Consider the following 26,108-nt stretch of genomic DNA (forward strand, 5'->3'; position numbering starts at 1 on the left):
CGCCCGACGCCGTGACGGCAGTTCTCCCGGCTCGGATTCAGGCTTCGATCGAGTCCCGTATGCCCTTGAGCAGGGTCTTTGCTCCCAACGAAATCAACGCATGCTCGGACCCGGTGGCAAGCAGGCGATAGCCCATCGAGACGACACGACCGGCAATCGCCGGCTCGACGACATAGATCGCGGCATGTTTTCCGGCCTTGCGCGTGCGCTCGGCCACCGATGCCACCGTCTCCATCATGCTCTCCAGCGTCGAACTGACCGTGGCGCCATTGGTCCAGGCGATCGAGAAATCCGACGGCCCGAGGAAGATGCCGTCAATGCCCGGCGTGTCGAGAATGCCGTCGAGCGCGTCGAGCGCAGCGCGCGTCTCGACCATGGCAAAGGCCATGGTGCGCTGGTTGGTGTCGCGCAGCCATTCGGCATGGTCGCCCTTGCCGTGGCGCGGAAAGGCGTAGGTGGGCCCCCACGAGCGCTCGCCAAGCGGTGGATATTTCATCGCCGCGGCGAACAGCCTTGCATCGGCCACCGAATTCACCATCGGCGCGATCACCGCCTCGGCGCCGAAATCGAGCGCCCGGCTTGCCATGTCGAAACGGCCGACCGGGATGCGCACCAGCGCCGGCTTGTTGGCGGCAAGCACGGGCATGAGACCGCGCAGCACGCTGTCCTCGTGATGACCGCCATGCTGCATGTCGAGCGTGACGGCATCGAAGCCCTGTTTGGCGAGGATCTCGACGGTCAGGGCATCCGGCACTCCGGACCAGGCGGTGACCAGCGTTTCATCGGCGGCTAGGCGGGACTTCAGCGACATCTAATCTCTTCCTCGTTAATTTCGGCAGTTTCAGCCGGAAACCACGGCAAAGGCAAAGAAAAACCGCCCGGCTTGGCCGGGCGGTCGATTGGTCCAGTCATCCTTTTCGCCGCAGGTCCTGTCGCAAACGGTGGGGCACTTTGCGGAACCTGCGTCGGCTGGGATCAGGTGTTTTTGATCTGCTCGATCGCCTGCGCCATCAGTTCGTCCATGGTGCGGCGGATCTGATGGTCCGACTGCTCGACGCCGGCGGCATCGAAATCCTTGCGGATCTTGCGGAACACGTCGTGATCGCCGGCTTCCTCTATGTCGGAAACAACGACTTCCTTGGCATAGGCATCGGCGTCGGCACCCGATTTTCCGAGCTTTTCGGCGGCCCACAGGCCGAGCGCCTTGTTGCGGCGCGCCGCCGCCTTGAACCGAAGCTCTTCGTCGAATGCAAATTTGCGCTCGAAGCCTTCTTCGCGATCTTTCATGCTGCTCATGGCGTCCCTCCGGGTCAAATCCGATTCGTTGGCAAGAGATATGTGTGTTGCCAAAGCACAAACCAAAAGGTCGCGAGCCGGTCAATACGCTTCGTCATATGCTGCGCTGCGGCATTTCAGTCCCGAAAGCGGTTGATTGGACGGATTTGCCGATTGAGCAAACGGTGTGATTGGGATAGACCCGGCATTGAACCCCGCCGTCGCCGCACTAATATAGGCGGACGGACAGGAACTGGTCGCTTGCCGCCTGCCCGCAAATCCAGAGAAAAAATCAGATGAAAAATCGCCGCCGCATTTATGAAGGCAAGGCCAAGATCCTCTATGAGGGACCCGAACCAGGTACGCTGATCCAGTTCTTCAAGGACGATGCAACCGCGTTCAACAAGAAGAAACACGAGGTCATCGACGGCAAGGGCGTGCTCAACAACCGCATTTCCGAGTACATCTTCAACCATTTGAACCGCATGGGCATTCCGACCCACTTCATCCGCCGGCTCAACATGCGCGAGCAGCTGATCAAGGAAGTCGAGATCATTCCGCTCGAAGTGGTGGTGCGCAATGTCGCCGCCGGCTCGCTGTCCAAGCGCCTCGGCATCGAGGAAGGCACCGTTCTGCCGCGCTCGATCATCGAATTCTATTACAAGGCCGATGCGCTCGACGACCCGATGGTCTCGGAAGAGCACATCACCGCCTTCGGCTGGGCTAGCCCGCAGGAGATCGACGACGTCATGGCGCTCGCCATCCGTGTCAACGATTTCCTCTCCGGCCTGTTCATGGGCGTCGGCATCCAGCTCGTCGACTTCAAGATCGAATGCGGCCGGCTGTTCGAGGGCGACATGATGCGCATCGTCGTCGCCGACGAGATTTCGCCGGACTCCTGCCGCCTGTGGGACGTGGCAACGCAGGACAAGCTCGACAAGGACCGTTTCCGCCGCGACATGGGCGGCCTCGTCGAAGCCTACCAGGAAGTCGCCCGCCGCCTCGGCATCATGAACGAGAACGAGCCGCCGCGCCCGACCGGTCCTGTGCTTGTCGCCTCGACCGATGTCGTCAAAGGCAAGCCGCACTGAGTGCGGCTTGCGATCCGATACCTAGAACAGGAGCATGTCCAGCGTGATCAAGGCCCGCATTACCGTCACCCTCAAGAACGGCGTCCTCGACCCGCAAGGCAAGGCGATCGAACACGCACTGTCCGGTCTGGGCTTCGGCGGCGTCGGCGCGGTGCGGCAGGGCAAGGTGTTTGACGTCGAACTGGCGGAAAGCGACAAGGCCAAGGCCGAGGCCGATCTCAAAGCCATGTGTGACAAGCTGCTGGCGAATACGGTGATTGAGAATTATAGTGTGACACTTACCTGAGGTTGTGTCGGAGGCACTATGTCGGAAGTCACGAATGAGCTGACGTTCGAGCTTCTGAAGCGCGCGCACCACGAAATCGGTGAGCTTCGTCAGGATGTCTCCGAAACGAAAAGGGAATTGAATGTGATGCGGGGTCACATGGTGGCCACGCAAAACGATATCCACAACGTTTATGGCATTCTCGCCAGACAAGACGAGCGTCTTGAGCGCATAGACAGACGTCTCGACCTGCGCGAGCTAGCCGAAGCCCAGGGACCTTACGAACCAAAATGAAATCAGCCGTCGTCCTCCTGCCTGGCCTCAACCGCGACCGCGACATGATCGCGGCGCTGACCAAGATTTCGGGAAAGCCGCCGGTCACCGTCTGGCAGACCGACACCGAAATCCCTGACGTCGACCTGATCGCCATCCCTGGCGGCTTCTCCTTCGGTGACTATCTGCGCTGCGGCGCGATCGCCGCGCGCATGCCGGTGATGCGGGCCGTCGCCGAAAAGGCCGCCAAGGGCGTGACCGTCATCGGCGTCTGCAATGGTTTTCAGATCCTGGTCGAGGCCGGCCTGCTGCCGGGGGCGCTGATGCGCAACACCTCGCTGAAATTCGTCTGCCGGCAGATCAAGCTTGAGGTCACCAACGCCAACACCATGTTCACCCGCCGCTATCAGCCGGGCCAGATCATCCGCTCGCCGGTGGCGCACCATGACGGCAATTACTTCGCCGACGCCGAAACCCTTGCCCGCCTCGAAGGCGAAGGCCAGGTGGTGTTCCGCTATGCCGAGGGCACCAACCCCAATGGCTCGATCAACGACATTGCCGGCATCATCAACGAACAAGGCAATGTGCTTGGCCTGATGCCGCATCCGGAAAACCTGATCGAAGCCGCCCATGGCGGTAGCGACGGCCGTGCCCTCTTCGAAGGCGCGCTCGGTATCGCCGCTTGACGATTTCAGCTGCGAATGCGGTCAATTTTATAGGGACATCAAGTCCATTGCCTTGGGGAGAGAGACGGTCATGAAACTCTATTCGCGGCCGTTGTCGCCCTATTCGTCGATCGTGCGGGCGCTGGCCTATATCAAGGACGTGCCGCTCAAGATCATCGCGCCGCCGCCGGGTTTTCCGATTCCCGAGGAATTTCGGGCCATTTCGCCGATGAACCGGATTCCGGTGCTGATCACCGGTTCGGGCGAAACGATCGTCGAATCGGTGGTCATCGCCGAATATCTCGAGGAGCGGTTCCCGGAGCCGGCCCTGCTGCCGCCCGATTCCAAGGACCGCGCGCTGGTGCGCATGTTCGCCCGCATCACCGATCTCGACGTGCTGACGCCGACAATGAAGCTTTTCGAGCTGCATTTCGTGCCGAAGCGCAACAATGCCGAGATCGACGCCCAATTCGACCGCCTGCATCATGGGCTGGCGGGGATCGAGGCCCGCATGGCGCAAGGCCCCTTTGCGCTGGGCAACAACATCAGCTTTGCCGATGCCTGGCTGACGCCGACCCGGTTCATCTTTAACAATTTCCGCGCCATGACGGGCCGCCACGACCTGCTCGACGCCTATCCCAAATTCGATGCCTATGAGCAGATCGCCTCGCAGCATCCGGCCTTGTCGCGCGTATGGGGCGAGATGACCGACGGCCTGAAGATCTTTCTGTCCGAACTCGAGATGGGTGCCGCTTGATCAAGAGCAAGACTATCGTTCTCGTCGCGGCCGCGGGCTTTGCCCTGGCGTCCTGCCAATCGACCCCGAAGAGCGCGCCCGTGCCGTCGGGCAAGAGTGCGGCACTGCTGGCCATGGAACAGGTGGCGATATCAGCCCACAAATGCTGGATCGCCAGCAAGGACCCGGCCTTCAAGCAATATCAGATGGCCAATGAGCTGAATTCGTTCAGCGGCACGCCGCGTTTCCTTCTGGTGCCGGCCAAGCATTATGGCGGCAAGCCATTGCTGGTCGTGCAGGCGCAAGGCAATTCGAGCCGCGTCGACGTGTTCGGACCGCTGATGAACGACCCGCTCGGCGCGCGCATCGGCTCGGACATTGCCCGCTGGCAGACGGGCAATCCGGCCTGCGCCGCGACCGCCTGACCATGGGCCGCTTCCTGCAGGTGGCGGGTCTGGCCATCGGTCTGGCCGGCCTCGTCCTGCAGTTCTGTATCACCGTTCCGGCGTCGATGGAGGCGGGCCGCAGCCTGCTCGGCTCGATCGTGTTCTACTTCAGCTTCTTCACCATCCTGAGCAACATCGGCGCCGTACTGGTGTACACATCCCTGCTGTCATTTACCGGCTATGCCTGGCTGCCGGCCTTCGCCGGGCCAAGGACGCGTGCGGGAGTCGCGGTTTCGATCACCCTCGTCTTCATCATCTATGCCACGATTTTGGCACGTCTCTGGCAGCCGCAAGGCCTGTTCCTGCTCTGCGATGTGCTGCTGCACTATGTGACGCCGGTGCTGTTCGTGCTGTGGTGGCTGGCGGCAGGCGCCGACGGCAGAACAAGATGGAGCGATATTTCATGGTGGGTGCTCTATCCCATCGCCTATCTGGCCTATGTGCTGGTACGGGCGCCGATCGCGGGCGAGGTGCCCTACCCCTTCCTCGATGTCGCCAAGAACGGCGCTGCCAGCGTCGCCATTGCGGTATTGGCCATCACCGCGCTGTTCCTGGTGATCTCTATCGTCGCCGTTTTTATCGATCGCGGCGTCGGCCGGCGCGGGACCAAACGGCTCAATTGAGATTGGCCTTTATTCCCAGAAACGCCTGATGCCCTCACTATGGGCATCACAGCGGGAGATGCCGATATCCTTGAGCTGATCGTCGGTCATCTCCAGCAATGCGAGCCGGCCGCGCCGGCGCTCCAGCAAATGGTCGATCCACCGTGCCAGCGACCTGACCAGGCGCACCAGACGACTGGCAAAGCCCCGCTGGCCGGACGAGCGCAGCGTCTCGCTTGGAAACGCAGCTCTGGAATGACGGATTGTCGCGATTGTATCCATTTTCTTTCTGCCAAAACTCTCAATTGCACCCTTTTTGGTGCGCGATTGATATGTATTGACTCACATTTCGGTGCAATATAGAAAATTGTCACCATGACAAATTGGCTTCCAGATCTGACCACCGGCACCGGGCCGCTCTATCAACGCCTTGCGGACTCGGTCGAGGCAGGCATTGACCAGGGCGTGATCGGCGCCGGGACAAAACTGCCGCCGCAGCGCGACCTCGCCTACGACATCGGCGCCACGGTCGGCACGGTCGGCCGCGCCTATCAGTTGCTGCGCGAGCGCGGACTGGTCAGCGGCGAAGTGGGACGTGGAACCTATGTGCTTGGCCGGCGCGCCGATGGCGTTAAACCGGACGCTCCAGACGTCGCAGTGGAAGGCACGCGCCCGGTCGATGCGCCGCAGGGCAAGCTGCGTTTCGACAGCACGGCGGCGCCCGATGTCGGCCAGGGCACTGACGTCGCCGATGTGCTGTCGCGCACGGCGCAGGATCATCCCCATGAAATCTCGAGCTATACGCGCGATTTTCCAGGCCGCTGGTACGAGTCCGGGGCCCGCTGGCTGTCGCGGAACTCGTTCCGCCCCGCCGCCGACAGCATCGTTCCGACGCTCGGCACCCATGCCGCGGTGATGGCGGCGATCGCCGCGCTCACCACTCCGGGCGACTATGTCGCCTTCGAACACCTCACCTATTCGCAGATCTCCCGCAGTGCCGGGCTGATCGGCCGGCGCACCGCGCTGGTGGCGTCGGATGACCAAGGCCTCGACCCGGCCGATTTCGAGCGCGTCTGCGCGCAAAAGCATCCCAGGATGATCTTCCTGATGCCGACGGCGCAGAATCCGACCTTGACGACACTGTCCGCCGCGCGCCGCGAGGCGATCGCGCGTGTCGCGCGCGAATACAACGTCATCCTGATCGAGGATGATCTTTACGGCCACCTGACCGACGATCCGACACCGTTGCTTGCCGAATATGCCCCGGAGAGAACCATCGTTGCTGGCGGCTTGTCGAAATCGGTCGCGGCCGGAATCCGCGGCGGCTGGCTCTCCTGCCCTCCCGCCTATCGCCACCGGATCCGTGTCGCCCACAAGATGATGACCGGCGGCATGCCCTTCCTGCTGGCTGAGGTGAATACAAGGCTGGTGCTTTCCGGTCAGGCCAGCGATATCCGCAAGCGCTGCATCGCCGAAATCAGCGCCCGCATCGCGATCGTGCGCGAGACGCTGGCCGGCTTCGCGTTCAAGTCACACGACAAGGTGCCCTTCGTCTGGCTGACTTTGCCAGATCCCTGGCTTTCCGGCACCTTCAAGAATGCCTGCCTGGAACACGGCGTGCTGATCGACGACGAGGACGAGTTCAAGGCCGGCCGATCCGAACAGGTCTTTCACGGCGTCCGCTTCGGCACCTCGCAGCCGAGACAGCGCGGCGATGTCGCTAGCGGTGTTGCGGTCATCCGGCGCCTTCTCGACGAAGGCCGCGCCGGCTACGACAGCTTCTCCTGAGAGACTTGAACCTGGGTCAGCCCTCGGCCTTGAAGTTGGCGGCTTCCTTCTTGGCCTTGTCCTTGCCGTGCTTCTCGGCCAGTTCCTTGGCCTGCCCGGGCGAAACGTCGGTGGTTTCGGCGATTTGCATGGCCTCCTTGTCCGAGAGGCGATTGTCTTTCTTGCCTTGCTTGGTAGCCATGGTCCGGGTCTCCTGAGTGGTTGGAAACCCAACGGCCGGGATGCCATAGCGTTCCCCATTCAGTTCTGCATTCCTCACGGTGACCTGCTGATCCTCGCCGGGCCGACAGCGCCTGAAAGCTCCCGATGCGGGCCCACCCCAATCATCACCTTGTTGCTTTCTGTCTTTTTTCACCGATGGACGGGTGTATCGGCCGCAAAGCTTGCGATAAGAGGGGACTCAAAATCCCCGCTCCATGGACATACATCGCCGCCCATGACCATTTCTAATTCCGTGCCGATCACCCCCGAGCTCATTGCCGCGCATGGGCTGAAGCCAGACGAGTATCAGCGCATCCTTGACCTCGTCGGACGCGAGCCGAGCTTTACCGAGCTCGGCATCTTCTCGGCGATGTGGAACGAGCACTGCTCCTATAAATCCTCCAAGAAATGGCTGCGCACGCTGCCCACCACCGGGCCGCAGGTCATCCAGGGACCGGGCGAGAATGCCGGCGTGGTCGACATTGGCGACGGCGACTGCGTCGTCTTCAAGATGGAAAGCCACAACCACCCCTCCTTCATCGAACCCTACCAGGGTGCGGCGACCGGCGTCGGTGGCATTTTGCGCGACGTCTTCACCATGGGCGCGCGGCCGATCGCGGCGATGAACGCGCTGCGCTTCGGCGCTCCCGACCACCCCAAGACCAGGCATCTCGTCGCCGGCGTGGTTTCAGGCGTCGGCGGCTACGGCAACTCCTTCGGCGTGCCGACGGTCGGCGGCGAGGTCAATTTCGACGCCCGTTACAACGGCAACATTCTGGTCAACGCTTTTGCCGCGGGCCTTGCCAAGACCAATGCCATCTTCCTGTCGGAAGCCAAGGGCGTCGGCCTGCCGGTCGTCTATCTCGGCGCCAAGACCGGCCGCGACGGCGTCGGCGGCGCCACCATGGCGTCGGCCGAGTTCGACGACAAGATCGACGAAAAACGCCCGACCGTGCAGGTCGGCGATCCCTTCACCGAAAAGTGCCTGCTAGAGGCCTGCCTCGAACTGATGGCCTCGGGCGCCGTCATCGCCATCCAGGACATGGGTGCGGCCGGCCTCACCTGCTCGGCGGTCGAAATGGGCGCCAAGGGCGACCTCGGCATCGAGCTCGATCTCGACAAGGTGCCGGTGCGTGAGGAGCGTATGARCGCCTATGAGATGATGCTGTCGGAAAGCCAGGAGCGCATGCTGATGGTGCTGCGCCCCGAGAAGGAAAAGGAAGCCGAGGCGATCTTCCACAAATGGGGCCTCGACTTCGCCATTGTCGGCAAGACCACCGACGATCTGCGCTTCCGCGTGCTGCACCAGGGCGACCAGGTCGCCGATCTGCCGATCAAGGATCTCGGCGACAAGGCGCCGGAATATGACCGCCCCTGGGTCGAGCCGAAGAAACCGGCTCCGCTCGCCACCAATGACATCCCGCAGGCCGATGTCGCGGATGCACTGCTGAAACTGCTCGGCGGACCGGATCTGTCGTCGCGCCGCTGGGTGTGGGAGCAGTACGACACGCTGATCCAGGGCAATTCGCTGCAGCTGCCCGGCGGCGATGCCGGCGTGGTGCGGGTGGAAGGCCATGCGACCAAGGCGCTCGCCTTCTCTTCCGACGTGACTCCGCGCTATTGCGAGGCCGACCCCTATGAGGGCGGCAAGCAGGCGGTGGCCGAATGCTGGCGCAACCTGACCGCCACCGGCGCGCTGCCGCTGGCCGCCACCGACAACCTCAATTTCGGCAACCCGGAACGGCCCGAGATCATGGGCCAGCTGGTCGGCGCGGTGAAAGGCATCGGTGATGCCTGCCGCGCGCTCGGCTTCCCGATCGTCTCGGGCAATGTCTCGCTCTACAACGAGACCAACGGCCAGGGCATCCTGCCGACACCGACCATCGGCGGCGTCGGCCTCATCGCCGACTGGTCGAAGATGGTACGCACCGGCTTTGCGGCCGAGGGGCAGATGATCCTGCTGGTCGGCGCGCCCGCCTCCTGGGGCACGCATCTTGGCCAGTCCGTCTATTTCAGGGACATCCATGGTCGCGTGGACGGCCCGCCGCCGCCGGTCGACCTCGCGCATGAGAAGCGCGTCGGCGACCATGTGCGCTCGCTGATCGCGTCGGGCATCGTTACCGCGGCGCATGACGTTTCCGACGGCGGCATCGCCGTGGCGCTCGCCGAAATGGCGATGGCGTCGGGCATCGGCGCGAGCGTTCCCGGGCTTGTCGGCACCGATCCGATCCCGGTCTGGTTCGGCGAGGATCAGGGCCGGTATCTGCTGACACTGTCGATCGACCCGCATGGCGAGGAATGGGACGCCATCCGCAAGCAGCAGGGCGAACTCGGCATCTTCGCGCCGTGGATCGGCTCGACCGGTGGAAGCGACCTGAAGCTCGGCGACGCAAGGGCAGTCCCGGTCAGCGACCTGAAGGCCGCCCATGAAGGCTGGTTCCCCCGCTTCATGGACCAGGCCAGTTGAGCAGAGCATGATCCCGAAAAGTGGAACCCGGTTTTCGGAAAAAGATCATGCTCAATCACAGGAGACTGGCTGCCCGGGCGCTGCTTGCAGTCGTCTTCTGGCCGTCGCTGTTCTTCTTCTGGTTCCTCGGGCCGTTCGTCTTCTTCCTGCTGTCGACGACCTCGAGTGAGGTTTGCCCGAGGCTGGAGACGCGCGCCGAATTCCTTGACGCGGCCAACGGCGCGCTGCCGATGCTGGCGCTGCAGAACCTCATCTACGCGGTTCCGATCGTCTGCCTGTTGCTCTGGAACCGGCTTCTGCCGGAGCCGGCGCGGGCAAGCCGGGTCCTCACCTGCATCAAGCTTTTCGCTGTCGCGGCCGTGCTGGGGGCCTTTTGGGAGTATGGCTCGTCGCTTGTCTGCGACGGCTACGGCCAACCACTCTTCTCGCCAGCCTGGCAGATGACCAGCTACCTGCCGATCGCCAATCTTGTGGTCAACATCCCCCTCTACGTGCTGGTCTTCAGCCTTGGCCGCACCTTCTCGACGCGCGAAGACGACCCCGCTTCCGAGACGGTCCATCCGGACCGGAACGCGTCCTAGGCGACAATCGCGCGGGCGAGGGATGGAACGGCTTCAATCGCGGCCGGAAAGGCTTTAGTTTACCCCGACTCTCATCGCACGGACGGCCACGCTGCCGCCCGCCCGAAACAGGAATTATGCAATGGCAATGGATGCCCACGACATCGAAAAACTGATCAAGGACGGCATTCCGGACGCCAAGGTGACGATCCGCGACCTCGCCGGCGACGGCGACCACTATGCGGCGGAAGTCGTCGCCGAGAGCTTTCGGGGAAAGAGCCGCATCCAGCAGCACCAGATGGTCTATGACGCGCTGAAGGGCAATATGGGCGGCGTGCTGCACGCCTTGGCGCTGCAGACCAGCGTTCCCGACTGAGGCCGTTCGGGCCAACTCCCGCTTGGCCCAAACCCGCCCATCCTTTGCGCCATTTCGGCCATGGCGCGGCTAATGTCTTGTTTCGGGCAACCTATGGGTTTATTTGAAAGACATGCTTCGAGCCTGACTCCCACGGGCGTGAAAGGATTTTCCATGAGCGGTATCAACGACTACATCGACAATGAAGTGAAGGGCAACGACGTCGTGCTTTTCATGAAGGGCACGCCCGGTTTTCCGCAGTGCGGTTTTTCCGGCCAGGTCGTCCAGATCCTCGACTATATCGGCGCCGACTACAAAGGCGTGAATGTCCTGGACTCGGCTGAACTGCGCCAGGGCATCAAGGACTATTCCAACTGGCCGACGATTCCGCAGCTCTACGTAAAGGGCGAATTCGTCGGCGGTTGCGACATAGTGCGCGAGATGTTCCAGGCCGGCGAATTGCAGACCTTTCTGGTCGAAAAGGGCGTGAGCGTCAAAGGCGCCGCCTGATTTCGGTTTTGGGCATGTCGTAACGACTGCACACCGGGGCAGCCCACCTCGGCAATTTACATGTCCCGGTATCGGGACCCAAGACGAGCCAATGCGCCGGCCCGCCGGCGCATTTTCGTTTGAGAGATCGGACTTGCCGTGGACCAGCAATCGACAGCGCCGCAACGAGCAAGCACCTTGCCGCCGGCAAGCAAGCTGCCTATTCCGCGCTGGGAGTTCATTGCGCTGTGCGCGGCGCTGATGGCGCTGAATTCGCTGGCCATCGACATCATGCTGCCGGCGCTGCAGCAGATCGGCGCCTCGCTCGGCGTCGAGAATGAAAACCACCGGCAATATGTGATCACCGCCTACATTCTGGGTTTTGGCGGCGGCCAGCTGTTCTTCGGGCCGATCTCGGATCGGTTCGGCCGCCGCTCGCCGCTCGTCGCGGGTCTGATCATCTATGTGGCGGCGGCTGCAGCGGCAGCGATCGCGCCAAGCTTTGAAACGCTGCTGATTTGCCGCGCCGTGCAAGGCATCGGGGCCGCCGCCACGCGCGTCATCGCGGTATCGATCGTGCGCGATACGTTCGAAGGCCGGCGCATGGCGGAGGTGATGTCGCTAATCTTCATGGTGTTCATGGCGATACCGGTCATTGCGCCGGGCATTGGCCAGTTCATCATGCTGTTCGCGACCTGGCACTACATCTTCGTCACCATGGCCGTCGGCGCGCTGATCGTGTCGGCGTGGTCGCTGCTGCGCCTGCCTGAAACGCTGCGCCCCGAATATCGCCGGCAACTGACGGTCTCCTCCGTCCTCGGCGGATTCCGCATCGTGCTGACCAACCGCATCGCGCTCTGCTACGCCTTTGCCAGCACCTTCATCTTCGCCGCCATGTTCGGCTTCATCGCCTCGGCGCAGCAGATCTATGTCGACATCTTCAACGTCGGCGAGATGTTTCCGGTGATCTTCGCCGGGGTCGCCGGCGTGCTCGCCTTCTCCAATTTCCTGAACTCGCGCCTTGTCGGCCGCATCGGCATGCGCCGGCTGTCGCAGAGCGCGCTGCTTTTGTTCCTGGTCATCAGCCTGGCATGGCTGGTGGTCTCGCTGGAAATCAAGATGCCGCTCTGGCTGTTCATCACCTTCTTCGCCTGCGCCATGCTCCCCTTCGGCGCGCTTGGCGCCAATTTCAACGCGCTGGCCATGGAACCGCTCGGCCAACTGGCCGGCACGGCGTCGTCCATACTGGGCTTCATGCAGACGTTTCTCGGCGGCATCCTCGGCACGCTGATCGGCCAGGCGTTCAACGGCACGGTGACGCCGCTTGCCGCCGGCTTCTGCAGCGTCTCGGTCGCGGCACTGCTGATGATCCTGATCGCCGAACGCGGCAAGATGTTCCAGCCGCACAACCCACCCGTTTCAGGGCATATCACCGACTTGCATTAGACGAATTGCGTCAGGATGCACCTTCAATCGCCGCCGTGAAGCGAGGCGCAAGCATGCGCCCCGCGATTGCTCCGCCCATACTGTCCGAAAAGGGCAATGGCAGCGACTCGTCGAGTGCCTTGAGGATGGATGCCACGAAAGCCCGGCTGAGTTGCGGATCCGTCCCCAGATCGGAATAGGTGGCGCGAGGCTTGCCGATCAGCGTGCCGTTGCGGCGCAGTGAGAACTGCAGCGTCAGCGACATGCCCGCGGTTCCCGCTGGCGGCTTCCAACAGGCATAGATCGCCTCCGACATCTCCTTGAGCGTGTCGACGGGATCGGTACTGTGGCAGGGACGCTCTTGTGCGATTGCCGGGTTGGCATTGGTAAACACGATCGCGGCGAGAGCCGCCGCAAGAATTGCGAACCGAGATTTCATTCGAGGGCCCCGCGTGCGCACCAATTCTTCGGCCGCACAAAACCGGCAGTCAAGCGCCGGCCCTGGGAAATGATCCTACGCAGCCCACAGTTCGCGGCGCAACTCCTGCCAGCTTTCGCGATCGGGGGCGACCAGCAGGCCGCCGCCGACATGCGACGGCAGATAGGGCGTGCCGTCGAAACGCGCGGCATGGCCGCCGGCCTCGGCATGGATCAGCACACCGGCGAGATGATCCCACGGCATCAGCTTGTTGTAGACGACGAAATGGCCATGGCCGCTCGCCAGCAGGCGGTATTCGTGGGCGGCGCAGCGGTAGTTGAACTGCGACAGCGTCTTGGTCTGGTTGCAGGCCAGCCGCGTGCGGTCTGGCTCGGCCATGTACTGCCAGGAGACCGCGCCGGTCATCCCGGAGATCGGCGCGCTTGCGGCAACCCGCACCTTCTCCAGCGTACCATGCGCATGGCGGATATGGCTGCCGGCGCCCTTGGCGCCGATCAGCCAGTCCTTGCCGACCGGATCATGGATGATGCCGGCGACCGTCTCGCCCTTGACCACGACGCCGAGCATGACGCCGAACAGCGGCACACCGGAGGCGAAGTTGAAGGTGCCGTCGACCGGATCGATGACGAAGGCCAGATCGGCATCGCCCAGACCGTCGAGCAGCGCCGGGTCGTCGGAACAGGCTTCCTCCCCGACGACCATGGCGTCGGGATAACGCTGGCGCAGCCTGGCGGTGATCAGCCGCTCGGCGTTGACATCGGCTTCCGTCACCAGATCGGCGGCGGAGGTCTTCTGCCTGATGTCGCCGTCGCCCAGCCGGCGAAAGCGGGGCATGATTTCCGTGTCGGCTGCCTCGGCCAGCAGGCTGGCCAGCCAGTCGATCGCGTTGTCGTCAAATGTCATCGGATGCGTCTTGTCCTGTGATGAGGGTGTGGTTCAGGGCGGCGAAATCGAACAGTTTCCGGTCGAGCAGATGCGAGGGCCTGGTGTTGGACAGCGCGCGGATCATCGTGTCCTTGCGGCCGGGCATGCGCTTTTCGATGTCTTCCAGCATCGCCTTCATGGCGTTGCGCTGGAGGCCTTCCTGGCTCCCGCAGAGGTCGCAAGGAATGATCGGGAACCGCATCGCGGCGGCGAATTTCTCGAGGTCGATCTCGGCGCAATAGCTCAGCGGCCGCAGCACCATGACGTCGCCCTCGTCGTTGAGCAGCTTTGGCGGCATGGCGGCGAGACGGCCGCCATGGAACAGGTTCATGAAGAAGGTTTCGAGGATGTCCTCGCGATGATGGCCGAGCACCAGCGCCGAGCACCCCTCCTCGCGCGCGATCCGATAGAGATGGCCGCGCCGCAGCCGCGAGCAGAGCGAGCAATAGGTGCTGCCCTGCGGCAGCTTGTCGGTGACCACCGAATAGGTGTCCTGGTACTCGATGCGGTGGGCGATGCCGTTGGCGTTGAGGTAATCCGGCAGGATGTGCTTGGGGAAATTCGGCTGGCCCTGATCGAGATTGCAGGCCAGCAATTCGACCGGCAGCAGCCCGCGCCATTTGAGGTCGAGCAGCGTGGCAAGCAGGCCGTAGGAATCCTTGCCGCCCGACAGCGCGACCAGCCAGCGCTGGCCCGGCTCCACCATCGAGAAATCCTCGATCGCCTGGCGGGTCAGCCGCAGCAACCGCTTGCGCAGTTTGTTGAACTCGACGGACGACGGCACATCGGCGAACAGCGGATGGGAGCCGCCTTCGGCGGCCGGTTCAAGAGTCTCGATGTCTGGCTGCATGTTCATGGCGCGGCGGCCCCAGGATGTAACGTCCGCCCGCATTAGCGCATCGGCCGGAAAATCGAAACGGCAAAGCGGATGCGCCAAACAAAAAGGCCGCCTCGAGGGCGGCCTTTCCGGTATCGCAGAAAAGCGTTCGCTTAGCGCGAATAGAATTCGACGACCAGGTTCGGCTCCATCTGCACGGCGAACGGAACGTCCGCCAGGCCAGGGATGCGCGAGAAGGTCGCGACCATCTTGTTGTGATCGGCTTCGATGTAGTCCGGAACGTCGCGCTCGGCCAGGCCGACCGATTCCAGGACGATGACCAGCTGCTTCGACTTTTCGCGCACTTCGACGACGTCGCCCGGCTTGCAGCGGTACGAGCCGATGTTGACGCGCTTGCCGTTGACGTTGACGTGGCCGTGGTTGACGAACTGGCGGGCCGCGAAAATGGTTGGCACGAACTTGGCGCGGTAGACGACCGCGTCGAGACGCGATTCGAGCAGGCCGATCAGGTTCTCCGAGGTGTCGCCCTTGCGGCGGTCGGCCTCTTCATAGACCTTGCGGAACTGCTTTTCCGAAACGTCGCCATAGTGACCCTTCAGCTTCTGCTTGGCGCGCAGCTGCAGGCCGAAGTCGGAAAGCTTGCCCTTGCGGCGCTGGCCGTGCTGGCCGGGGCCGTATTCACGCTTGTTGACCGGGGACTTCGGGCGGCCCCAGATATTTTCGCCGAGACGGCGGTCGATCTTGTATTTCGCGGATTCGCGCTTGCTCATCGCATTCCCTTTTCAAAACAACACACCCGGCACCTCATGGTCCGGGTGAAGGAAACGCGCCCTCCTCTGGCCTCCGTTTTCGAGACCTGACAGGGTTTTCCCACGCAACGCGGCGGAAAACCCACGGGACACGTCAGTTCAAACAAAACCAGAAACCAAGGCAACCGGTCTTGCGCATACAAAACAAACACCGGACATCGCTGCCCGGCGTTGGCGGCTGGTTAAACCGAGATTTAACCGGTGTCAAGCTTGTGAGGCGGGAGGTTTTGCGCCAACGGCACCAGGAAGGGATCTGGAGCTAGAGGAGTCCAATCAGCATGAAGAAGTTCTTCCTTACCTTGGCAGGCGCCGCGGTGCTTGCAGGTTCGATGGCGGTGGCGCCCGAACCGGCCATGGCGCGCCATTGGCACGGCCACAAACAAGTGTGCCGCGTCATCGTCAAGAAAAGGGTGGTGTGGCGGCATGGCCACCGCAAGGTGATCGTGACAAAGGTAAGGCGCTGCCATCGCTGGTAAGGCAAATATTTGCCCGGAGATTGCTTAAGGCAAGGCCCGCAGTTTCGCTGCGGGCCTTGGTCTGTTTGGGCCAGCGTGTCGTGAACGACGCGGTCAGTCTTTTGACTTCTTTTCCGGCAATCCCTTGCGCTTCGTCTCGGCGAATTCCTCGAGCTGCTTCTCGCTCATGGATTCGTACATTCCCTTGGAAGCGCCCTTGAGTTCGCTCTTTTTCGTCTCACCGCGCTTGGCGGAGAGTGCGGCGCCGGCGGCTTTTTGCTGGGCTTTCGAGGTGGCTGGCATGGCGGTTTCTCCTTTCTGTCAGGTGAAACGCCGCGCTTCGGCGGCGGTTCCAGCGCCGGCCGGCCGGTTCCTCGGCGGGCTGTGCGAGCTCGTCAGGCGGCCGGCTTGGCGATTCGCCGGCAGCCTTCCCGTATCCGGAACTCCGGTGTAGGACGGCTGAATGAAGTCTCTGACAGACCCCTCACAAGCGCTCTCCACCGGCCTGGCGAAAATCCGCACCGAATTCCACGTGGCGGACGGATTTCCTGCCGACGTCACGGCAGCAGCGGAGGCGGCGACCAGGCGTGTGCCGAACCAGCATGCCGATCGAACCGATGTGCCCTTCGTCACGCTCGATCCCGCTACCTCCACCGATCTTGACCAGGCGTTCTCGATCGAAGCGAGCGGGGGCGATCTTCTCTTGCATTACGCCATTGCCGACGTGGCCTGGTTTGTCGAGGACGGCGACGCGCTGGATCTCGAAGCCTGGACGCGGGGCGAGACGCTTTATCTGCCGGACGGCAAGGCCGGGCTCTATCCGCCGGCAATTGCCGAGGCGGCGGCGAGCCTGCTGCCGGACGGACCGCGCCCATCTGTTATCTTCACGGTTCGGGTCGCTGAGGACGGTGCGGTAAAGTTGGATGGCGCGGAGCGGGCCATCATTCGAAGCCGCGCCAAGCTCGCTTATGACAGCGTGACGGCCTCCGACGTACCAGTCGGCTTCGGCGAACTGGCGCGGCGCATGGCGGCAAACGAAGAACGGCGCGGCGCTTCCCGCGTCGACCCGCCCGAGCAGGAGGTGGAAAGGCTTGCCGATGGCAGTTTCCGGCTCTCGTTCAGACCGATCCTGCAATCCGAGCAGGACAACGCCGCGCTTTCACTGGCTGCCAACATGGCGATTGCCGACGCCATGCTGGGGCACAAGACCGGGCTGTTCCGCGTGATGTCCGGGCCGGACGCGTCCAAAGTGCAGAGATTGCGCAATGCGGCACAGGCGCTCGGACTGTCGTGGCCTGCCTCAACCAACCTGCGCGACTACCAGCGCACGCTCGATCCGGCTGATCCCAAACAGGCGGCGTTGATGCTGGAAATCCGCCGCGCGGGCAATGGCGCGTCCTACCAGCCCTACCAGGAAGGCGTCGTCCCCTGGCACGAGGCGATGGCCGCGACCTATGCCCATGCCACCGCGCCACTCAGGCGGCTGGCCGATCGCTACGTCGTGCGCTGCGCGCTGGCGATCGCCAACGGCCAGCCCGTGCCGCAGGCCGTCAGCGATGCGTTCGCCAGACTGCCGAAGGTGATGGGACGCGCGGATGCCCGCGCTTCGCAGATCAACCATGCGGCCATCGACCTTGCCGAGGCGGTGATGCTCAGGGGACGCGAAGGGGAAACGTTCAAAGCCGTCGTCACCGACTTCGTCGACCATGGCGTGCGCGTCCAGCTTGCCGACATGCCTGTCGTTGCCACAGTGAAGGCCTCCGGACTCAGGCAGGGCGACGGTGTGACGCTAAAGCTGGCCTCGGCCGACCCGGATCAACGCAGCATCGTCTTCGAACCCGTTTAAGCGGCAGACGTTTCCGCCGCCGTCTGGCTCACGACCAGTCCGAACCCTTGCATCAGCCGGCTGACGGCAAAGTCGGCCTTGCCTGACGTGAAGACGGCGATATCGGGCTCGCCTTGCGGCACCGCCCCGTCGACGGGCGGCAGCAGCGAAAGGGCTCGCCGGGCGATCGCTTCGGCCGGATCGATCCAGTCGACCGGCCAGGGCGCGGTCTTGCGCATGCGATTGACCAGGAACGGATAATGCGTGCAGGCCAGCACGACGATGTCGGTCCTGAGCCCATCATGTTCCATGAAGCAGGGCGATATCTCGGCGCGCACGGCCTCCTCGTCGACAAAACCCTCGCGCATATAGACTTCAGCAAGGCCCGCCAGCCTGTCGCTGCCGACCAGGCGGACATGGCATTTCTGCGCCCATTTGCTGATCAGGTCGCGCGTGTATTGCCGCTTCACCGTGCCTGGCGTCGCCAGCACCGAGACCAGGCCGGAGCGGGTGCGCTCCGCTGCCGGCTTCACCGCCGGAACGGTGCCGACAAAGGGATGGCCGGGAAATCTGTCACGCAGCGCATCGATCACCAGTGTCGAGGCGGTATTGCAGGCAATGACGGAAATCGCCGGCGCAAACCTGTCGAGCAATTTGGCGAAGAGCTCGAGTATGTGGGTGCGCAGCGCCGGTTCTTCCCAGGCGCCGAACGGAAAGGCAGCATCGTCGGCGACATAGACGAAGCGCCGGTCCGGCATCAGCACCCGCGCCTCGCGCAGCACGGTCAAGCCGCCGACGCCGGAATCGAACATCAGGATCGGCTGCTCAGTCATTGTCGGTTCCCTTGCCGCCAAGCGGCGGCGCGTCCTCATCGTCGCCGGCGGGCTTGTGTGCCAGGCGTTCCGCCTCTGCCTTGCCGGCGCGCGCGGCGGCCGGAAGCCGCCTTGGATCGTCGCCCGGCGAACCGTCGCCGCGCGGCATTGCCGGCGAGAACCTGTCCAGCGAGGAAATAATGCCGCGCAGCACCTTGAGCTCCGGCTCGGCAAAGCCGGCGCGCGTCAGCACGGCGCGCAGATTGTCGACCATCTTCGGCTTCTTCGGCGCCGGCCGGAAATAGCCGCGCGCTTCCAACGCGCCTTCGAGATAGGCGAACAGGCCGTGCAGTTCTTCCTTGCTGGCCGGTTTCATCTCCGGCCCGGTGAAATTGGTCTGGGTCTCGTCCTCCAGGCCGGACTTCATCCACTCATAGGACATCAGCAGCGCCGCCTGGGCGATGTTTAGCGAGGAGAAATCAGGGTCGACGGGAAAGGTGACGATCTCGTCGGCAAGTCCGACTTCGTCATTGTAGAGGCCGAAGCGCTCGCGGCCGAACAGGATGCCGGTGCGCTGCCCCATGCCATGACGGGCGCGCAGCACCCTGCCCGCCTCCACGGGCCCGCGCACGGCCTTGAAGCCGTCGCGCTGCCTGGCGGTGGTGGCGAAGACGAAGTTCAGATCGGCAAGTGCGGCGGCCAGATCGTCGAACACCTTCACGGCGTCGATGACATGGTCGGCGCGACTTGCGGCGGCACGCGCCTTCTCGCTCGGCCAGCCGTCGCGCGGGTTCACCAGGCGCAGTTCGGCCAAGCCGAAATTGGCCATGGCGCGAGCAACCATGCCGATGTTCTCGCCAAGCTGCGGCTCGACGAGGATGATGGCCGGACCGGCGGCGGGAGCATTATCGGGATCTTTGGTGACGGGCATGATTGTCAATGAACTGCTGTTTGCGGCATTTCAGCGTCCCCTGCCATATTCGGCCGCGAAAATGAAGCATTCGCAAATGATGGCGGCCATGGCCCCACATTCGTGACCGATCGCCGTTTGCGCGGCCAAAAACGCTTTGATATACGGGCGGCATCTCCCGGCCGAACGCCACGCGGGCAAGGCCGTCCCATATCCCAGCAACGAGGCATTCTTTCCATGGCGAAGATCAAGGTGGCGAACCCGGTCGTCGAACTCGACGGCGACGAGATGACCCGCATCATCTGGCAGTTCATCAAGGACAAGCTGATCCACCCTTATCTCGACCTGAAGCTCGAATATTACGACCTCGGCATCGAGCACCGTGACGCCACCAACGACCAGGTGACGATCGATTCGGCAAACGCCATCAAGAAATACGGCGTCGGCGTGAAATGCGCGACCATCACCCCCGACGAACAGCGTGTCGAGGAGTTCAAGCTGAAGAAGATGTGGAAGTCGCCGAACGGCACCATCCGCAACATCCTCGGCGGCACCATCTTCCGCGAGCCGATCATCATGAAGAACGTGCCGCGCCTGGTGCCCGGATGGACCAAGCCGATCATCGTCGGCCGTCACGCCTTCGGCGACCAGTACCGCGCCACCGATTTCCGCTTCCCCGGCAAGGGCAAGCTGACGATCAAGTTCGTCGGCGAGGACGGCAAGGTCATCGAGCACGACGTGTTCGACGCGCCCGGCGCCGGTGTCGCCATGGCCATGTACAATCTCGACGAGTCGATCCGCGAATTCGCCCGCGCCTCGCTGAACTACGGCCTGCTGCGCAACTATCCGGTCTATCTGTCGACCAAGAACACCATCCTCAAGGCCTATGACGGCCGCTTCAAGGACATTTTCCAGGAAGTCTACGAGGCTGAATTCGAGGCCGAGTTCAAGGCAAAGAAGCTGTGGTACGAACACCGGCTGATCGACGACATGGTGGCCTCCAGCCTGAAATGGTCGGGCGGCTATGTCTGGGCCTGCAAGAACTATGACGGCGACGTGCAGTCCGACACGGTGGCGCAGGGTTTCGGCTCGCTCGGTCTGATGACCTCGGTGCTGATGACGCCGGACGGCAAGACGGTGGAAGCGGAAGCCGCGCACGGCACCGTCACCCGCCACTACCGCCAGCACCAGAAGGGCGAGGAAACCTCGACCAACTCGATCGCCTCGATCTTCGCCTGGACGCGCGGCCTCGCCCACCGCGCCAAGCTCGACGACAATGCCGAATTGAAGCGTTTCGCCGAGACGCTGGAAAAGGTCTGCATCCAGACGGTCGAGAGCGGCTTCATGACCAAGGACCTGTCACTGCTGATCGGTCCCGACCAGCCCTGGCTCTCGACCACCGGCTTCCTCGACAAGATCGACGAGAATTTGCAGAAGGCCATGGCCTAACTACCCACATGCCGAAGGCTCCGAAAGGAGCCTTCGCTTTTTGGCGCCAGCGAAAGCGAAGGGCTGACAGCATGACCAGGCCAATCCTCTACGGCGCGGACTACAGCGTCTATGTGCGCATCGCGCGCATGGCGCTGGAGGAAAAGGGCGTCGACTACGAGTTGGTGCCGCTCGATATCTTTGCCGCCGACGGCATCCCGGCCTGGTATCTGGAGCATCACCCGTTCGGCCGCATCCCAGCCTTCGAGCATGACGGTTTCCGGCTGTTCGAGACCAATGCGATCGCGCGCTATGTCGACGAGGCCTTCGACGGTCCGGCGCTGCAGCCCGCCGATGCGCGCGGCCGCGCCAGGATGGGCCAGATGACAGGCATGCTCGACGCCTATGGCTACCGTCCCATGGTTTGGGACGTTGCCGTCGAGCGGCTGGAAAAGGCGGAGCCAGACGAGGCTTTGATTGCCAACGGACTCCGCCAGGCGGAGACCGTGCTGAAAGTTCTGACTTCACTTAAGGCGGATGGACCCTGGCTGCTTGGTGATCGGCTGACGCTGGCCGACCTGCATGCCGCGCCGGTCATCGGCTATTTCGTCAAGGTCGCCGAGGGGCGAGATTTGTTGGCGCGGTTCGCGGATATTCAGGACTGGTACGGGCGGATTGCCGCACGGCACGGTTTTGTGAAGACTGAAAAGGCCGAATGAGCACGCTTCTCGTCATGGCTGTCGAGCGAGCTTTTTTTGATGTCAGCGCCGCCCCTCATTGCCCTGCCGGGCATTTCTCCCCGTAAACGGGGCGAAAGAGGCTGGCCCCGACGCCGGTACCTCTCCTGCAACGTTGGCGATTAGCGAAAGCCGCGATGACAGCATCTTCTCCCCGTTCAACGGGGAGTAGATGGCGGCAGCCAGATGAGGGGCAGCATTGCCCCGAAAGTGGGACGATTCCCGCAGCTTAAGCCGCTTCGAGCGCTGCCTTCACAGCCGCGATCGCATCATTGGCCTTCGAGGCATCCGGGCCACCGGCCTGAGCCATGTCGGGCCGACCGCCACCGCCCTGCCCGCCCAAGGCGGCGGAGGCGACGCGCACCAGGTCGACGGCGCTGAAGCGGCCGACGAGGTCGTCGGTGACTGCGACGACGACGCTGGCCTTGTTGTCCTCGCCAGCGCCGACGAAGACGACGACGCCGGAGCCGAGCGACGTCTTGCCGGCATCGGCCAGCGGCTTCAGATCCTTCGGCGAGACGCCGGAGACCGCCTTGCCGAGGAAGCCGACGCCCGCGACCGTCTCGTTCTCCGAGGGCGCACCCGCCGCGGCGCCGCCGCCGAGCGCCAGTTTCTTGCGCGCCTCGCTCAGTTCCTTCTCGAGCTTCTTGCGCTCTTCGAGCAGCGTCTCGACACGCGCCGGCACATCGGCGGGCGAGATCTTCAGCACGGCTGCCGCCGCCTTCAGGCGCCTGTCCTGCTCGTCGAGATGTCTGCGCGCCGCCTCGCCCGTCAGCGCCTCGATGCGGCGCACGCCGGCGGCGACCGCGCCGTCGGAGACGACGCGGATCAGACCGATATCGCCGGTCGCCCTGACATGGGTGCCGCCGCAGAGTTCGACCGAATAGGGCCGGTTGGCCTTGGCGCCGTGCAGCCCCGTACCCATCGACACGACGCGCACCTCATCGCCATACTTCTCGCCGAACAGCGCCATGGCGCCCTCGGCGATGGCGTCGTCGACCGACATCAGCCGCGTGGTCACCGGGCTGTTCTGCACGACGATTTCGTTCGCCATGCGCTCGACCTCTTCGAGCTCCTCGGCCGAGATCGGCTTGTTGTGCGAGATGTCGAAACGCAGCCGCTCCGGCGCGACCAGCGAGCCCTTCTGCGCGACATGGGTGCCCAGCACCTCGCGCAGCGCCTCATGGATCAGGTGCGTGGCGGAATGGTTGGCGCGCAGCCTGGTGCGGCGCGCATGGTCCACCTTGAGCTCGACGGCGGCGCCGGTCTTGACCGTGCCGCTCGCCACCTTGCCCAGATGCACGAACAGCCCGTCGGCCTTCTTCTGCGTGTCGGAGATCTCGATCGAGAACCCCTCGCCCGAGATGATGCCGGTGTCGCCCATCTGGCCGCCGGACTCGCCATAGAACGGCGTCTGGTTGACGACCACCGCAACGGCGTCGCCCTTGCCGGCGCTGTCGACGGTCTTGCCATCCTTGACCAGCGCCTGGATCAGGCCTTCCGCCTGTTCGGTCTCGTAGCCGAGGAACTCGGTGGCGCCGGTCTGTTCGCGCACGGAGAACCACACCGTCTCGGTCGCGGCCTCGCCGGACCCGGTCCAGTGCTTGCGCGCCTCGGCCTTCTGCTGTTCCATCGCATTGGTGAAGCCGGCAAGATCGACCGAGATGCTGCGCTGGCGCAGGGCGTCCTGCGTCAAGTCGAGCGGGAAGCCGTAGGTGTCGTAGAGCTTGAACGCAGTTTCGCCATCCAGCATGTCGCCGGCGTGCAGCGTTTCCGTCGCCTCGGAGAGCAGGCCGAGGCCGCGCACCAGCGTCTTGCGGAAGCGCGTTTCCTCGAGCTTCAGCGTCTCCGTGATCAGCTGTTCGCCGCGCGGCAGTTCGGGATAGGCCTGGCCCATCTCGCGCACCAGCGCCGGCACCAGCTTCCACATCAGCGGTTCGTTCGCGCCGAGCAGCTGCGCGTGGCGCATGGCGCGGCGCATGATGCGGCGCAGCACGTAGCCGCGGCCTTCGTTCGACGGCAGCACGCCGTCCGCGACCAGGAAGGAGGACGAGCGCAAATGATCGGCGATGACGCGGTAGGACGCCACCGTTTCCGCATCCGGAGCGCGGCCGAGCGCGGAGGACGCCGCATCGATCAAATGACGGAAAAGGTCGGTCTCGAAGACGCTCTCCACGCCCTGCAGGATCGAGGCCATGCGCTCCAGACCCATGCCGGTGTCGATGGACGGACGCGGCAGGTCGATGCGCTCCTCCTTCGTCACCTGTTCATACTGCATGAACACCAGGTTCCAGAATTCGAGGAAGCGGTCGCCATCCTCTTCCGGGCTGCCGGGAGGTCCGCCCCAGATTTGCTCGCCGCGATCGATGAAGATTTCCGAGCACGGCCCGCAAGGGCCGGTATCGCCCATCGCCCAGAAATTGTCCGAGGTCGYGATGCGGATGATGCGATCGTCCGAGAAACCCGCGATCTTCTTCCAGAAGCCGGCCGCCTCATCATCGGTGTGATAGACGGTGACCAGCAGCTTGTCCTTCTTCAGCCCGAACTCCTTGGTGATCAGGTTCCAGGCAAGCTCGATGGCGCGCTCCTTGAAATAGTCGCCGAAGGAGAAATTGCCGAGCATCTCGAAGAAGGTCAGGTGGCGCGCGGTGTAGCCGACATTGTCGAGGTCGTTGTGCTTGCCACCGGCGCGAACGCTCTTCTGGGCGGTGGTGGCGCGCGAATAGGACCGCTTCTCCAGGCCGGTGAAGACGTTCTTGAACTGCACCATGCCGGCATTGGTGAACATCAATGTCGGATCGTTGCGCGGCACGAGCGGGCTCGAGGCCACGACCTCGTGGCCCTCCTTGCGGAAATAGTCGAGAAAGGTCGACCGGATCTCGTTCACGCCACTCATGACTGCTGCCTTTTCGCGAAAACCGCCGGCGCGGCCGGCGGAAACTGGTCTCTGCTTTGCAGAAATAGATTTGGCCTTTTAGCGGGCACGCCCGAGCCTGTCCAGAAACACGGAACTGGGCCAATCCAGGGAGTCCATTGGTCCGCCAAAACGAAAACCGCCGGCGCGAAGGCCGGCGGTTTTGAACGCGGTACTAAGAACTCGATTACTTAAGCATCAGATCATAGGCCGGCTTTATGGCCGAACTCTGTCCGGTTGCACTACATCGCGCCGGCTTCGTCCTCAAAACCGTCGTCGCCGCCTTCAGAGCCGCCATTCTCGAGGAACTTTTCGGCGATCAGCCCGGCATTCTGCCTGAGCGCCAGTTCGATCTCGCGTGCGGTATCGGGATTGTCGCGCAGGAAAAGTTTTGCATTTTCGCGGCCCTGGCCGAGGCGCTGCGAATTGTAGGAGAACCAGGCGCCCGACTTCTCGACCACGCCAGCCTTGACGCCGAGATCGACCAGTTCGCCGGTCTTGGACACGCCCTCGCCATACATGATGTCGAACTCGACCACCTTGAAGGGCGGCGCCAGCTTGTTCTTGACCACCTTGACACGGGTCTGGTTGCCGACGACCTCGTCGCGATCCTTGACCGAGCCGATGCGGCGGATGTCGAGGCGCACCGATGCGTAGAATTTCAGCGCGTTGCCGCCGGTCGTGGTCTCGGGCGACCCGAACATGACGCCGATCTTCATGCGGATTTGGTTGATGAAGATGACCATGGTGTTGGAGCGCGAGATCGAGGCGGTCAGCTTGCGCAGCGCCTGGCTCATCAGGCGGGCCTGCAGGCCGGGCAGCGAATCGCCCATCTCGCCTTCGATTTCAGCGCGCGGCGTCAGTGCCGCCACCGAATCGACCACCAGCACGTCGATAGCGCCGGAGCGCACCAGCGTGTCGCAGATTTCCAGCGCCTGTTCGCCGGTGTCGGGCTGCGAGATCAGCAGGTTCTCGAGATCGACGCCAAGCTTGCGGGCATAGACCGGATCGAGCGCATGCTCGGCGTCGACGAAGGCGCAGATGCCGCCCTTCTTCTGGGCTTCGGCCACCGTGTGCAGCGCCAGCGTCGTCTTGCCCGAGCTTTCCGGCCCGTAGATTTCGATGATGCGGCCGCGCGGCAGGCCACCGACGCCGAGCGCGATGTCGAGGCCGAGCGAGCCGGTCGGCACCGTTTCGATCTCGACGACCTGCTCGTTCGCGCCGAGCCGCATGATCGAGCCCTTGCCGAAAGCCCGCTCGATTTGCGACAGCGCCGCATCCAGAGCCTTTGATTTGTCCACTGCCTTATCCTCTACAAGCCGCAAAGAATTCTGAGCCATGATACATCACCCCTTGGTCGTCAATGAAGGCCGGACAAT

Annotated in this window: 30 protein-coding genes; 17 read left to right on the forward strand and 13 right to left on the reverse strand. The window is 63.4% G+C overall.

The features are described from left to right. Nucleotides 1-37: 37 nt before the first annotated feature. On the reverse strand, nt 38-811 hold the full coding sequence (locus AC1DPX_RS26460) for an HpcH/HpaI aldolase family protein (protein WP_202354664.1): 774 nt from the start codon (nt 809-811) through the stop codon (nt 38-40). A 164-nt stretch (nt 812-975) separates the two neighbouring features. Then, nucleotides 976-1,296, reverse strand: coding sequence for a DUF1476 domain-containing protein (locus AC1DPX_RS26465; RefSeq protein ID WP_091578294.1), 321 nt, complete (start codon nt 1,294-1,296; stop codon nt 976-978). 275 nt (nt 1,297-1,571) lie between these two features. Here AC1DPX_RS26465 and purC point away from each other — a divergent pair, with 275 nt between their 5' ends. The 7 genes from purC (at nt 1,572) to AC1DPX_RS26500 (ending at nt 5,374) form a co-directional block, all read left to right on the forward strand. Next, nucleotides 1,572-2,366 (forward strand): phosphoribosylaminoimidazolesuccinocarboxamide synthase, encoded by a 795-nt coding sequence (gene purC / locus AC1DPX_RS26470; RefSeq protein WP_202354665.1) that lies wholly within the window; start codon nt 1,572-1,574, stop codon nt 2,364-2,366. A 43-nt stretch (nt 2,367-2,409) separates the two neighbouring features. Beyond that, a complete protein-coding gene (gene purS, locus AC1DPX_RS26475; RefSeq protein ID WP_027028126.1) occupies nt 2,410-2,652 on the forward strand; it encodes a phosphoribosylformylglycinamidine synthase subunit PurS in 243 nt (80 codons plus the stop codon). Nucleotides 2,653-2,670: 18 nt separating this feature from the next. Then, on the forward strand, nt 2,671-2,925 hold the full coding sequence (locus AC1DPX_RS26480; RefSeq protein ID WP_477240297.1) for a hypothetical protein: 255 nt from the start codon (nt 2,671-2,673) through the stop codon (nt 2,923-2,925). Continuing rightward, the gene (gene purQ / locus AC1DPX_RS26485; RefSeq protein WP_202354667.1) at nt 2,922-3,590 is read left to right on the forward strand and encodes a phosphoribosylformylglycinamidine synthase subunit PurQ; all 669 of its coding nucleotides are present in this window, start codon (nt 2,922-2,924) and stop codon (nt 3,588-3,590) included. Before AC1DPX_RS26480 ends, purQ begins: the two co-directional genes overlap by 4 nt. 70 nt (nt 3,591-3,660) lie before the next feature. Next, nucleotides 3,661-4,326: a glutathione S-transferase family protein gene (locus AC1DPX_RS26490; RefSeq protein ID WP_202354668.1), complete on the forward strand. Its 666-nt coding sequence runs from the start codon at nt 3,661-3,663 to the stop codon at nt 4,324-4,326. After that, nucleotides 4,323-4,730 (forward strand): hypothetical protein, encoded by a 408-nt coding sequence (locus AC1DPX_RS26495; protein WP_202354669.1) that lies wholly within the window; start codon nt 4,323-4,325, stop codon nt 4,728-4,730. The genes AC1DPX_RS26490 and AC1DPX_RS26495 overlap by 4 nt, the downstream gene beginning before the upstream one ends. 2 nt (nt 4,731-4,732) lie before the next feature. Continuing rightward, complete coding sequence (locus tag AC1DPX_RS26500; RefSeq protein WP_477240299.1) at nt 4,733-5,374, forward strand: Pr6Pr family membrane protein; 642 nt, start codon at nt 4,733-4,735, stop codon at nt 5,372-5,374. A gap of 9 nt (nt 5,375-5,383) precedes the next feature. On the opposite strand, the gene AC1DPX_RS26505 is transcribed toward AC1DPX_RS26500, so the two are convergent. Then, entirely contained in the window at nt 5,384-5,635 is a 252-nt protein-coding gene (locus tag AC1DPX_RS26505; protein ID WP_477240301.1) for a DUF1127 domain-containing protein, read from the reverse strand. Nucleotides 5,636-5,728: 93 nt separating this feature from the next. Here AC1DPX_RS26505 and AC1DPX_RS26510 point away from each other — a divergent pair, with 93 nt between their 5' ends. After that, on the forward strand, nt 5,729-7,141 hold the full coding sequence (locus tag AC1DPX_RS26510; RefSeq protein ID WP_202354672.1) for an aminotransferase-like domain-containing protein: 1,413 nt from the start codon (nt 5,729-5,731) through the stop codon (nt 7,139-7,141). Nucleotides 7,142-7,157: 16 nt separating this feature from the next. Here AC1DPX_RS26510 and AC1DPX_RS26515 read toward each other — a convergent pair whose 3' ends face one another. After that, on the reverse strand, nt 7,158-7,322 hold the full coding sequence (locus AC1DPX_RS26515) for a hypothetical protein (protein ID WP_202354673.1): 165 nt from the start codon (nt 7,320-7,322) through the stop codon (nt 7,158-7,160). 255 nt (nt 7,323-7,577) lie between these two features. On the opposite strand from AC1DPX_RS26515, the gene purL reads away from it, so the two are divergent. The 5 genes from purL (at nt 7,578) to AC1DPX_RS26540 (ending at nt 12,659) form a co-directional block, all read left to right on the forward strand. Next, on the forward strand, nt 7,578-9,809 hold the full coding sequence (purL, locus tag AC1DPX_RS26520; RefSeq protein ID WP_477240303.1) for a phosphoribosylformylglycinamidine synthase subunit PurL: 2,232 nt from the start codon (nt 7,578-7,580) through the stop codon (nt 9,807-9,809). 47 nt (nt 9,810-9,856) lie between these two features. Next, nucleotides 9,857-10,390, forward strand: a complete 534-nt coding sequence (locus AC1DPX_RS26525; RefSeq protein WP_477240305.1) for a hypothetical protein — start codon at nt 9,857-9,859, stop codon at nt 10,388-10,390. A 121-nt stretch (nt 10,391-10,511) separates the two neighbouring features. Further along, nucleotides 10,512-10,745 carry a BolA/IbaG family iron-sulfur metabolism protein gene (locus AC1DPX_RS26530; RefSeq protein WP_202354676.1) on the forward strand — a complete coding sequence of 78 codons (234 nt, stop codon included), beginning with the start codon at nt 10,512-10,514 and terminating at the stop codon, nt 10,743-10,745. A gap of 153 nt (nt 10,746-10,898) precedes the next feature. Continuing rightward, a complete protein-coding gene (grxD, locus tag AC1DPX_RS26535; protein ID WP_010909091.1) occupies nt 10,899-11,234 on the forward strand; it encodes a Grx4 family monothiol glutaredoxin in 336 nt (111 codons plus the stop codon). 138 nt (nt 11,235-11,372) lie between these two features. Further along, entirely contained in the window at nt 11,373-12,659 is a 1,287-nt protein-coding gene (locus tag AC1DPX_RS26540; RefSeq protein ID WP_477240306.1) for a multidrug effflux MFS transporter, read from the forward strand. A gap of 10 nt (nt 12,660-12,669) precedes the next feature. On the opposite strand, the gene AC1DPX_RS26545 is transcribed toward AC1DPX_RS26540, so the two are convergent. From AC1DPX_RS26545 to rpsD, 4 genes are all read right to left on the reverse strand, one after another. Next, nucleotides 12,670-13,077 carry a hypothetical protein gene (locus AC1DPX_RS26545; RefSeq protein ID WP_477240308.1) on the reverse strand — a complete coding sequence of 136 codons (408 nt, stop codon included), beginning with the start codon at nt 13,075-13,077 and terminating at the stop codon, nt 12,670-12,672. A 75-nt stretch (nt 13,078-13,152) separates the two neighbouring features. Next, the gene (locus tag AC1DPX_RS26550; RefSeq protein WP_477240310.1) at nt 13,153-13,980 is read right to left on the reverse strand and encodes an inositol monophosphatase family protein; all 828 of its coding nucleotides are present in this window, start codon (nt 13,978-13,980) and stop codon (nt 13,153-13,155) included. Beyond that, a complete protein-coding gene (gene ttcA, locus AC1DPX_RS26555) occupies nt 13,970-14,857 on the reverse strand; it encodes a tRNA 2-thiocytidine(32) synthetase TtcA (protein WP_477240312.1) in 888 nt (295 codons plus the stop codon). Before ttcA ends, AC1DPX_RS26550 begins: the two co-directional genes overlap by 11 nt. A 134-nt stretch (nt 14,858-14,991) precedes the next feature. Then, nucleotides 14,992-15,609, reverse strand: coding sequence for a 30S ribosomal protein S4 (gene rpsD / locus AC1DPX_RS26560; protein WP_013895883.1), 618 nt, complete (start codon nt 15,607-15,609; stop codon nt 14,992-14,994). Nucleotides 15,610-15,926: 317 nt separating this feature from the next. On the opposite strand from rpsD, the gene AC1DPX_RS26565 reads away from it, so the two are divergent. Beyond that, the gene (locus tag AC1DPX_RS26565) at nt 15,927-16,124 is read left to right on the forward strand and encodes a hypothetical protein (protein WP_027028656.1); all 198 of its coding nucleotides are present in this window, start codon (nt 15,927-15,929) and stop codon (nt 16,122-16,124) included. A 93-nt stretch (nt 16,125-16,217) separates the two neighbouring features. Here AC1DPX_RS26565 and AC1DPX_RS26570 read toward each other — a convergent pair whose 3' ends face one another. Continuing rightward, nucleotides 16,218-16,406 carry a DUF3008 family protein gene (locus tag AC1DPX_RS26570; RefSeq protein ID WP_010909084.1) on the reverse strand — a complete coding sequence of 63 codons (189 nt, stop codon included), beginning with the start codon at nt 16,404-16,406 and terminating at the stop codon, nt 16,218-16,220. A 160-nt stretch (nt 16,407-16,566) separates the two neighbouring features. Here AC1DPX_RS26570 and AC1DPX_RS26575 point away from each other — a divergent pair, with 160 nt between their 5' ends. Continuing rightward, nucleotides 16,567-17,949 (forward strand): RNB domain-containing ribonuclease, encoded by a 1,383-nt coding sequence (locus AC1DPX_RS26575; protein ID WP_477240314.1) that lies wholly within the window; start codon nt 16,567-16,569, stop codon nt 17,947-17,949. Here the strand turns inward: AC1DPX_RS26575 and murI are convergent. Together murI and AC1DPX_RS26585 are read right to left on the reverse strand one after the other, a co-directional pair. After that, a complete protein-coding gene (murI, locus tag AC1DPX_RS26580) occupies nt 17,946-18,761 on the reverse strand; it encodes a glutamate racemase (protein ID WP_477240316.1) in 816 nt (271 codons plus the stop codon). The two genes, AC1DPX_RS26575 and murI, sit on opposite strands and share 4 nt — an antisense overlap. Beyond that, nucleotides 18,754-19,671, reverse strand: a complete 918-nt coding sequence (locus tag AC1DPX_RS26585) for an RNA methyltransferase (protein WP_477240318.1) — start codon at nt 19,669-19,671, stop codon at nt 18,754-18,756. Before AC1DPX_RS26585 ends, murI begins: the two co-directional genes overlap by 8 nt. A gap of 216 nt (nt 19,672-19,887) precedes the next feature. Between AC1DPX_RS26585 and AC1DPX_RS26590 the strand changes: the two genes are divergently transcribed. Both AC1DPX_RS26590 and AC1DPX_RS26595 read left to right on the forward strand, forming a co-directional pair. Next, nucleotides 19,888-21,099 (forward strand): NADP-dependent isocitrate dehydrogenase, encoded by a 1,212-nt coding sequence (locus tag AC1DPX_RS26590; RefSeq protein ID WP_038646407.1) that lies wholly within the window; start codon nt 19,888-19,890, stop codon nt 21,097-21,099. A 71-nt stretch (nt 21,100-21,170) separates the two neighbouring features. Next, on the forward strand, nt 21,171-21,797 hold the full coding sequence (locus AC1DPX_RS26595) for a glutathione S-transferase family protein (RefSeq protein ID WP_477240320.1): 627 nt from the start codon (nt 21,171-21,173) through the stop codon (nt 21,795-21,797). 247 nt (nt 21,798-22,044) lie between these two features. Here AC1DPX_RS26595 and alaS read toward each other — a convergent pair whose 3' ends face one another. Together alaS and recA are read right to left on the reverse strand one after the other, a co-directional pair. Beyond that, on the reverse strand, nt 22,045-24,711 hold the full coding sequence (gene alaS / locus AC1DPX_RS26600; RefSeq protein ID WP_477240322.1) for an alanine--tRNA ligase: 2,667 nt from the start codon (nt 24,709-24,711) through the stop codon (nt 22,045-22,047). Between the two features lie 260 nt (nt 24,712-24,971). Continuing rightward, nucleotides 24,972-26,069 carry a recombinase RecA gene (gene recA, locus AC1DPX_RS26605; RefSeq protein WP_010909075.1) on the reverse strand — a complete coding sequence of 366 codons (1,098 nt, stop codon included), beginning with the start codon at nt 26,067-26,069 and terminating at the stop codon, nt 24,972-24,974. Between the last annotated feature and the right edge of the window lie 39 nt (nt 26,070-26,108).

The sequence above is a fragment of the Mesorhizobium sp. 01N446 genome (assembly GCF_056399285.1).

What these genes read in the sequence shown, in the direction of transcription:
- AC1DPX_RS26460 (WP_202354664.1), bottom strand. Translation starts at nt 811, where the DNA reads ATGTCGCTGAAGTCCCGCCTAGCCGCCGATGAAACGCTGGTCACCGCC.
- AC1DPX_RS26465 (WP_091578294.1), bottom strand. Translation starts at nt 1,296, where the DNA reads ATGAGCAGCATGAAAGATCGCGAAGAAGGCTTCGAGCGCAAATTTGCA.
- purC (WP_202354665.1), top strand. Translation starts at nt 1,572, where the DNA reads ATGAAAAATCGCCGCCGCATTTATGAAGGCAAGGCCAAGATCCTCTAT.
- AC1DPX_RS26480 (WP_477240297.1), top strand. Translation starts at nt 2,671, where the DNA reads ATGTCGGAAGTCACGAATGAGCTGACGTTCGAGCTTCTGAAGCGCGCG.
- purQ (WP_202354667.1), top strand. Translation starts at nt 2,922, where the DNA reads ATGAAATCAGCCGTCGTCCTCCTGCCTGGCCTCAACCGCGACCGCGAC.
- AC1DPX_RS26490 (WP_202354668.1), top strand. Translation starts at nt 3,661, where the DNA reads ATGAAACTCTATTCGCGGCCGTTGTCGCCCTATTCGTCGATCGTGCGG.
- AC1DPX_RS26500 (WP_477240299.1), top strand. Translation starts at nt 4,733, where the DNA reads ATGGGCCGCTTCCTGCAGGTGGCGGGTCTGGCCATCGGTCTGGCCGGC.
- AC1DPX_RS26505 (WP_477240301.1), bottom strand. Translation starts at nt 5,635, where the DNA reads ATGGATACAATCGCGACAATCCGTCATTCCAGAGCTGCGTTTCCAAGC.
- AC1DPX_RS26510 (WP_202354672.1), top strand. Translation starts at nt 5,729, where the DNA reads ATGACAAATTGGCTTCCAGATCTGACCACCGGCACCGGGCCGCTCTAT.
- AC1DPX_RS26515 (WP_202354673.1), bottom strand. Translation starts at nt 7,322, where the DNA reads ATGGCTACCAAGCAAGGCAAGAAAGACAATCGCCTCTCGGACAAGGAG.
- AC1DPX_RS26525 (WP_477240305.1), top strand. Translation starts at nt 9,857, where the DNA reads ATGCTCAATCACAGGAGACTGGCTGCCCGGGCGCTGCTTGCAGTCGTC.
- AC1DPX_RS26530 (WP_202354676.1), top strand. Translation starts at nt 10,512, where the DNA reads ATGGCAATGGATGCCCACGACATCGAAAAACTGATCAAGGACGGCATT.
- grxD (WP_010909091.1), top strand. Translation starts at nt 10,899, where the DNA reads ATGAGCGGTATCAACGACTACATCGACAATGAAGTGAAGGGCAACGAC.
- AC1DPX_RS26545 (WP_477240308.1), bottom strand. Translation starts at nt 13,077, where the DNA reads ATGAAATCTCGGTTCGCAATTCTTGCGGCGGCTCTCGCCGCGATCGTG.
- AC1DPX_RS26550 (WP_477240310.1), bottom strand. Translation starts at nt 13,980, where the DNA reads ATGACATTTGACGACAACGCGATCGACTGGCTGGCCAGCCTGCTGGCC.
- ttcA (WP_477240312.1), bottom strand. Translation starts at nt 14,857, where the DNA reads ATGAACATGCAGCCAGACATCGAGACTCTTGAACCGGCCGCCGAAGGC.
- rpsD (WP_013895883.1), bottom strand. Translation starts at nt 15,609, where the DNA reads ATGAGCAAGCGCGAATCCGCGAAATACAAGATCGACCGCCGTCTCGGC.
- AC1DPX_RS26565 (WP_027028656.1), top strand. Translation starts at nt 15,927, where the DNA reads ATGAAGAAGTTCTTCCTTACCTTGGCAGGCGCCGCGGTGCTTGCAGGT.
- AC1DPX_RS26570 (WP_010909084.1), bottom strand. Translation starts at nt 16,406, where the DNA reads ATGCCAGCCACCTCGAAAGCCCAGCAAAAAGCCGCCGGCGCCGCACTC.
- AC1DPX_RS26575 (WP_477240314.1), top strand. Translation starts at nt 16,567, where the DNA reads ATGAAGTCTCTGACAGACCCCTCACAAGCGCTCTCCACCGGCCTGGCG.
- murI (WP_477240316.1), bottom strand. Translation starts at nt 18,761, where the DNA reads ATGACTGAGCAGCCGATCCTGATGTTCGATTCCGGCGTCGGCGGCTTG.
- AC1DPX_RS26585 (WP_477240318.1), bottom strand. Translation starts at nt 19,671, where the DNA reads ATGCCCGTCACCAAAGATCCCGATAATGCTCCCGCCGCCGGTCCGGCC.
- AC1DPX_RS26590 (WP_038646407.1), top strand. Translation starts at nt 19,888, where the DNA reads ATGGCGAAGATCAAGGTGGCGAACCCGGTCGTCGAACTCGACGGCGAC.
- AC1DPX_RS26595 (WP_477240320.1), top strand. Translation starts at nt 21,171, where the DNA reads ATGACCAGGCCAATCCTCTACGGCGCGGACTACAGCGTCTATGTGCGC.
- recA (WP_010909075.1), bottom strand. Translation starts at nt 26,069, where the DNA reads ATGGCTCAGAATTCTTTGCGGCTTGTAGAGGATAAGGCAGTGGACAAA.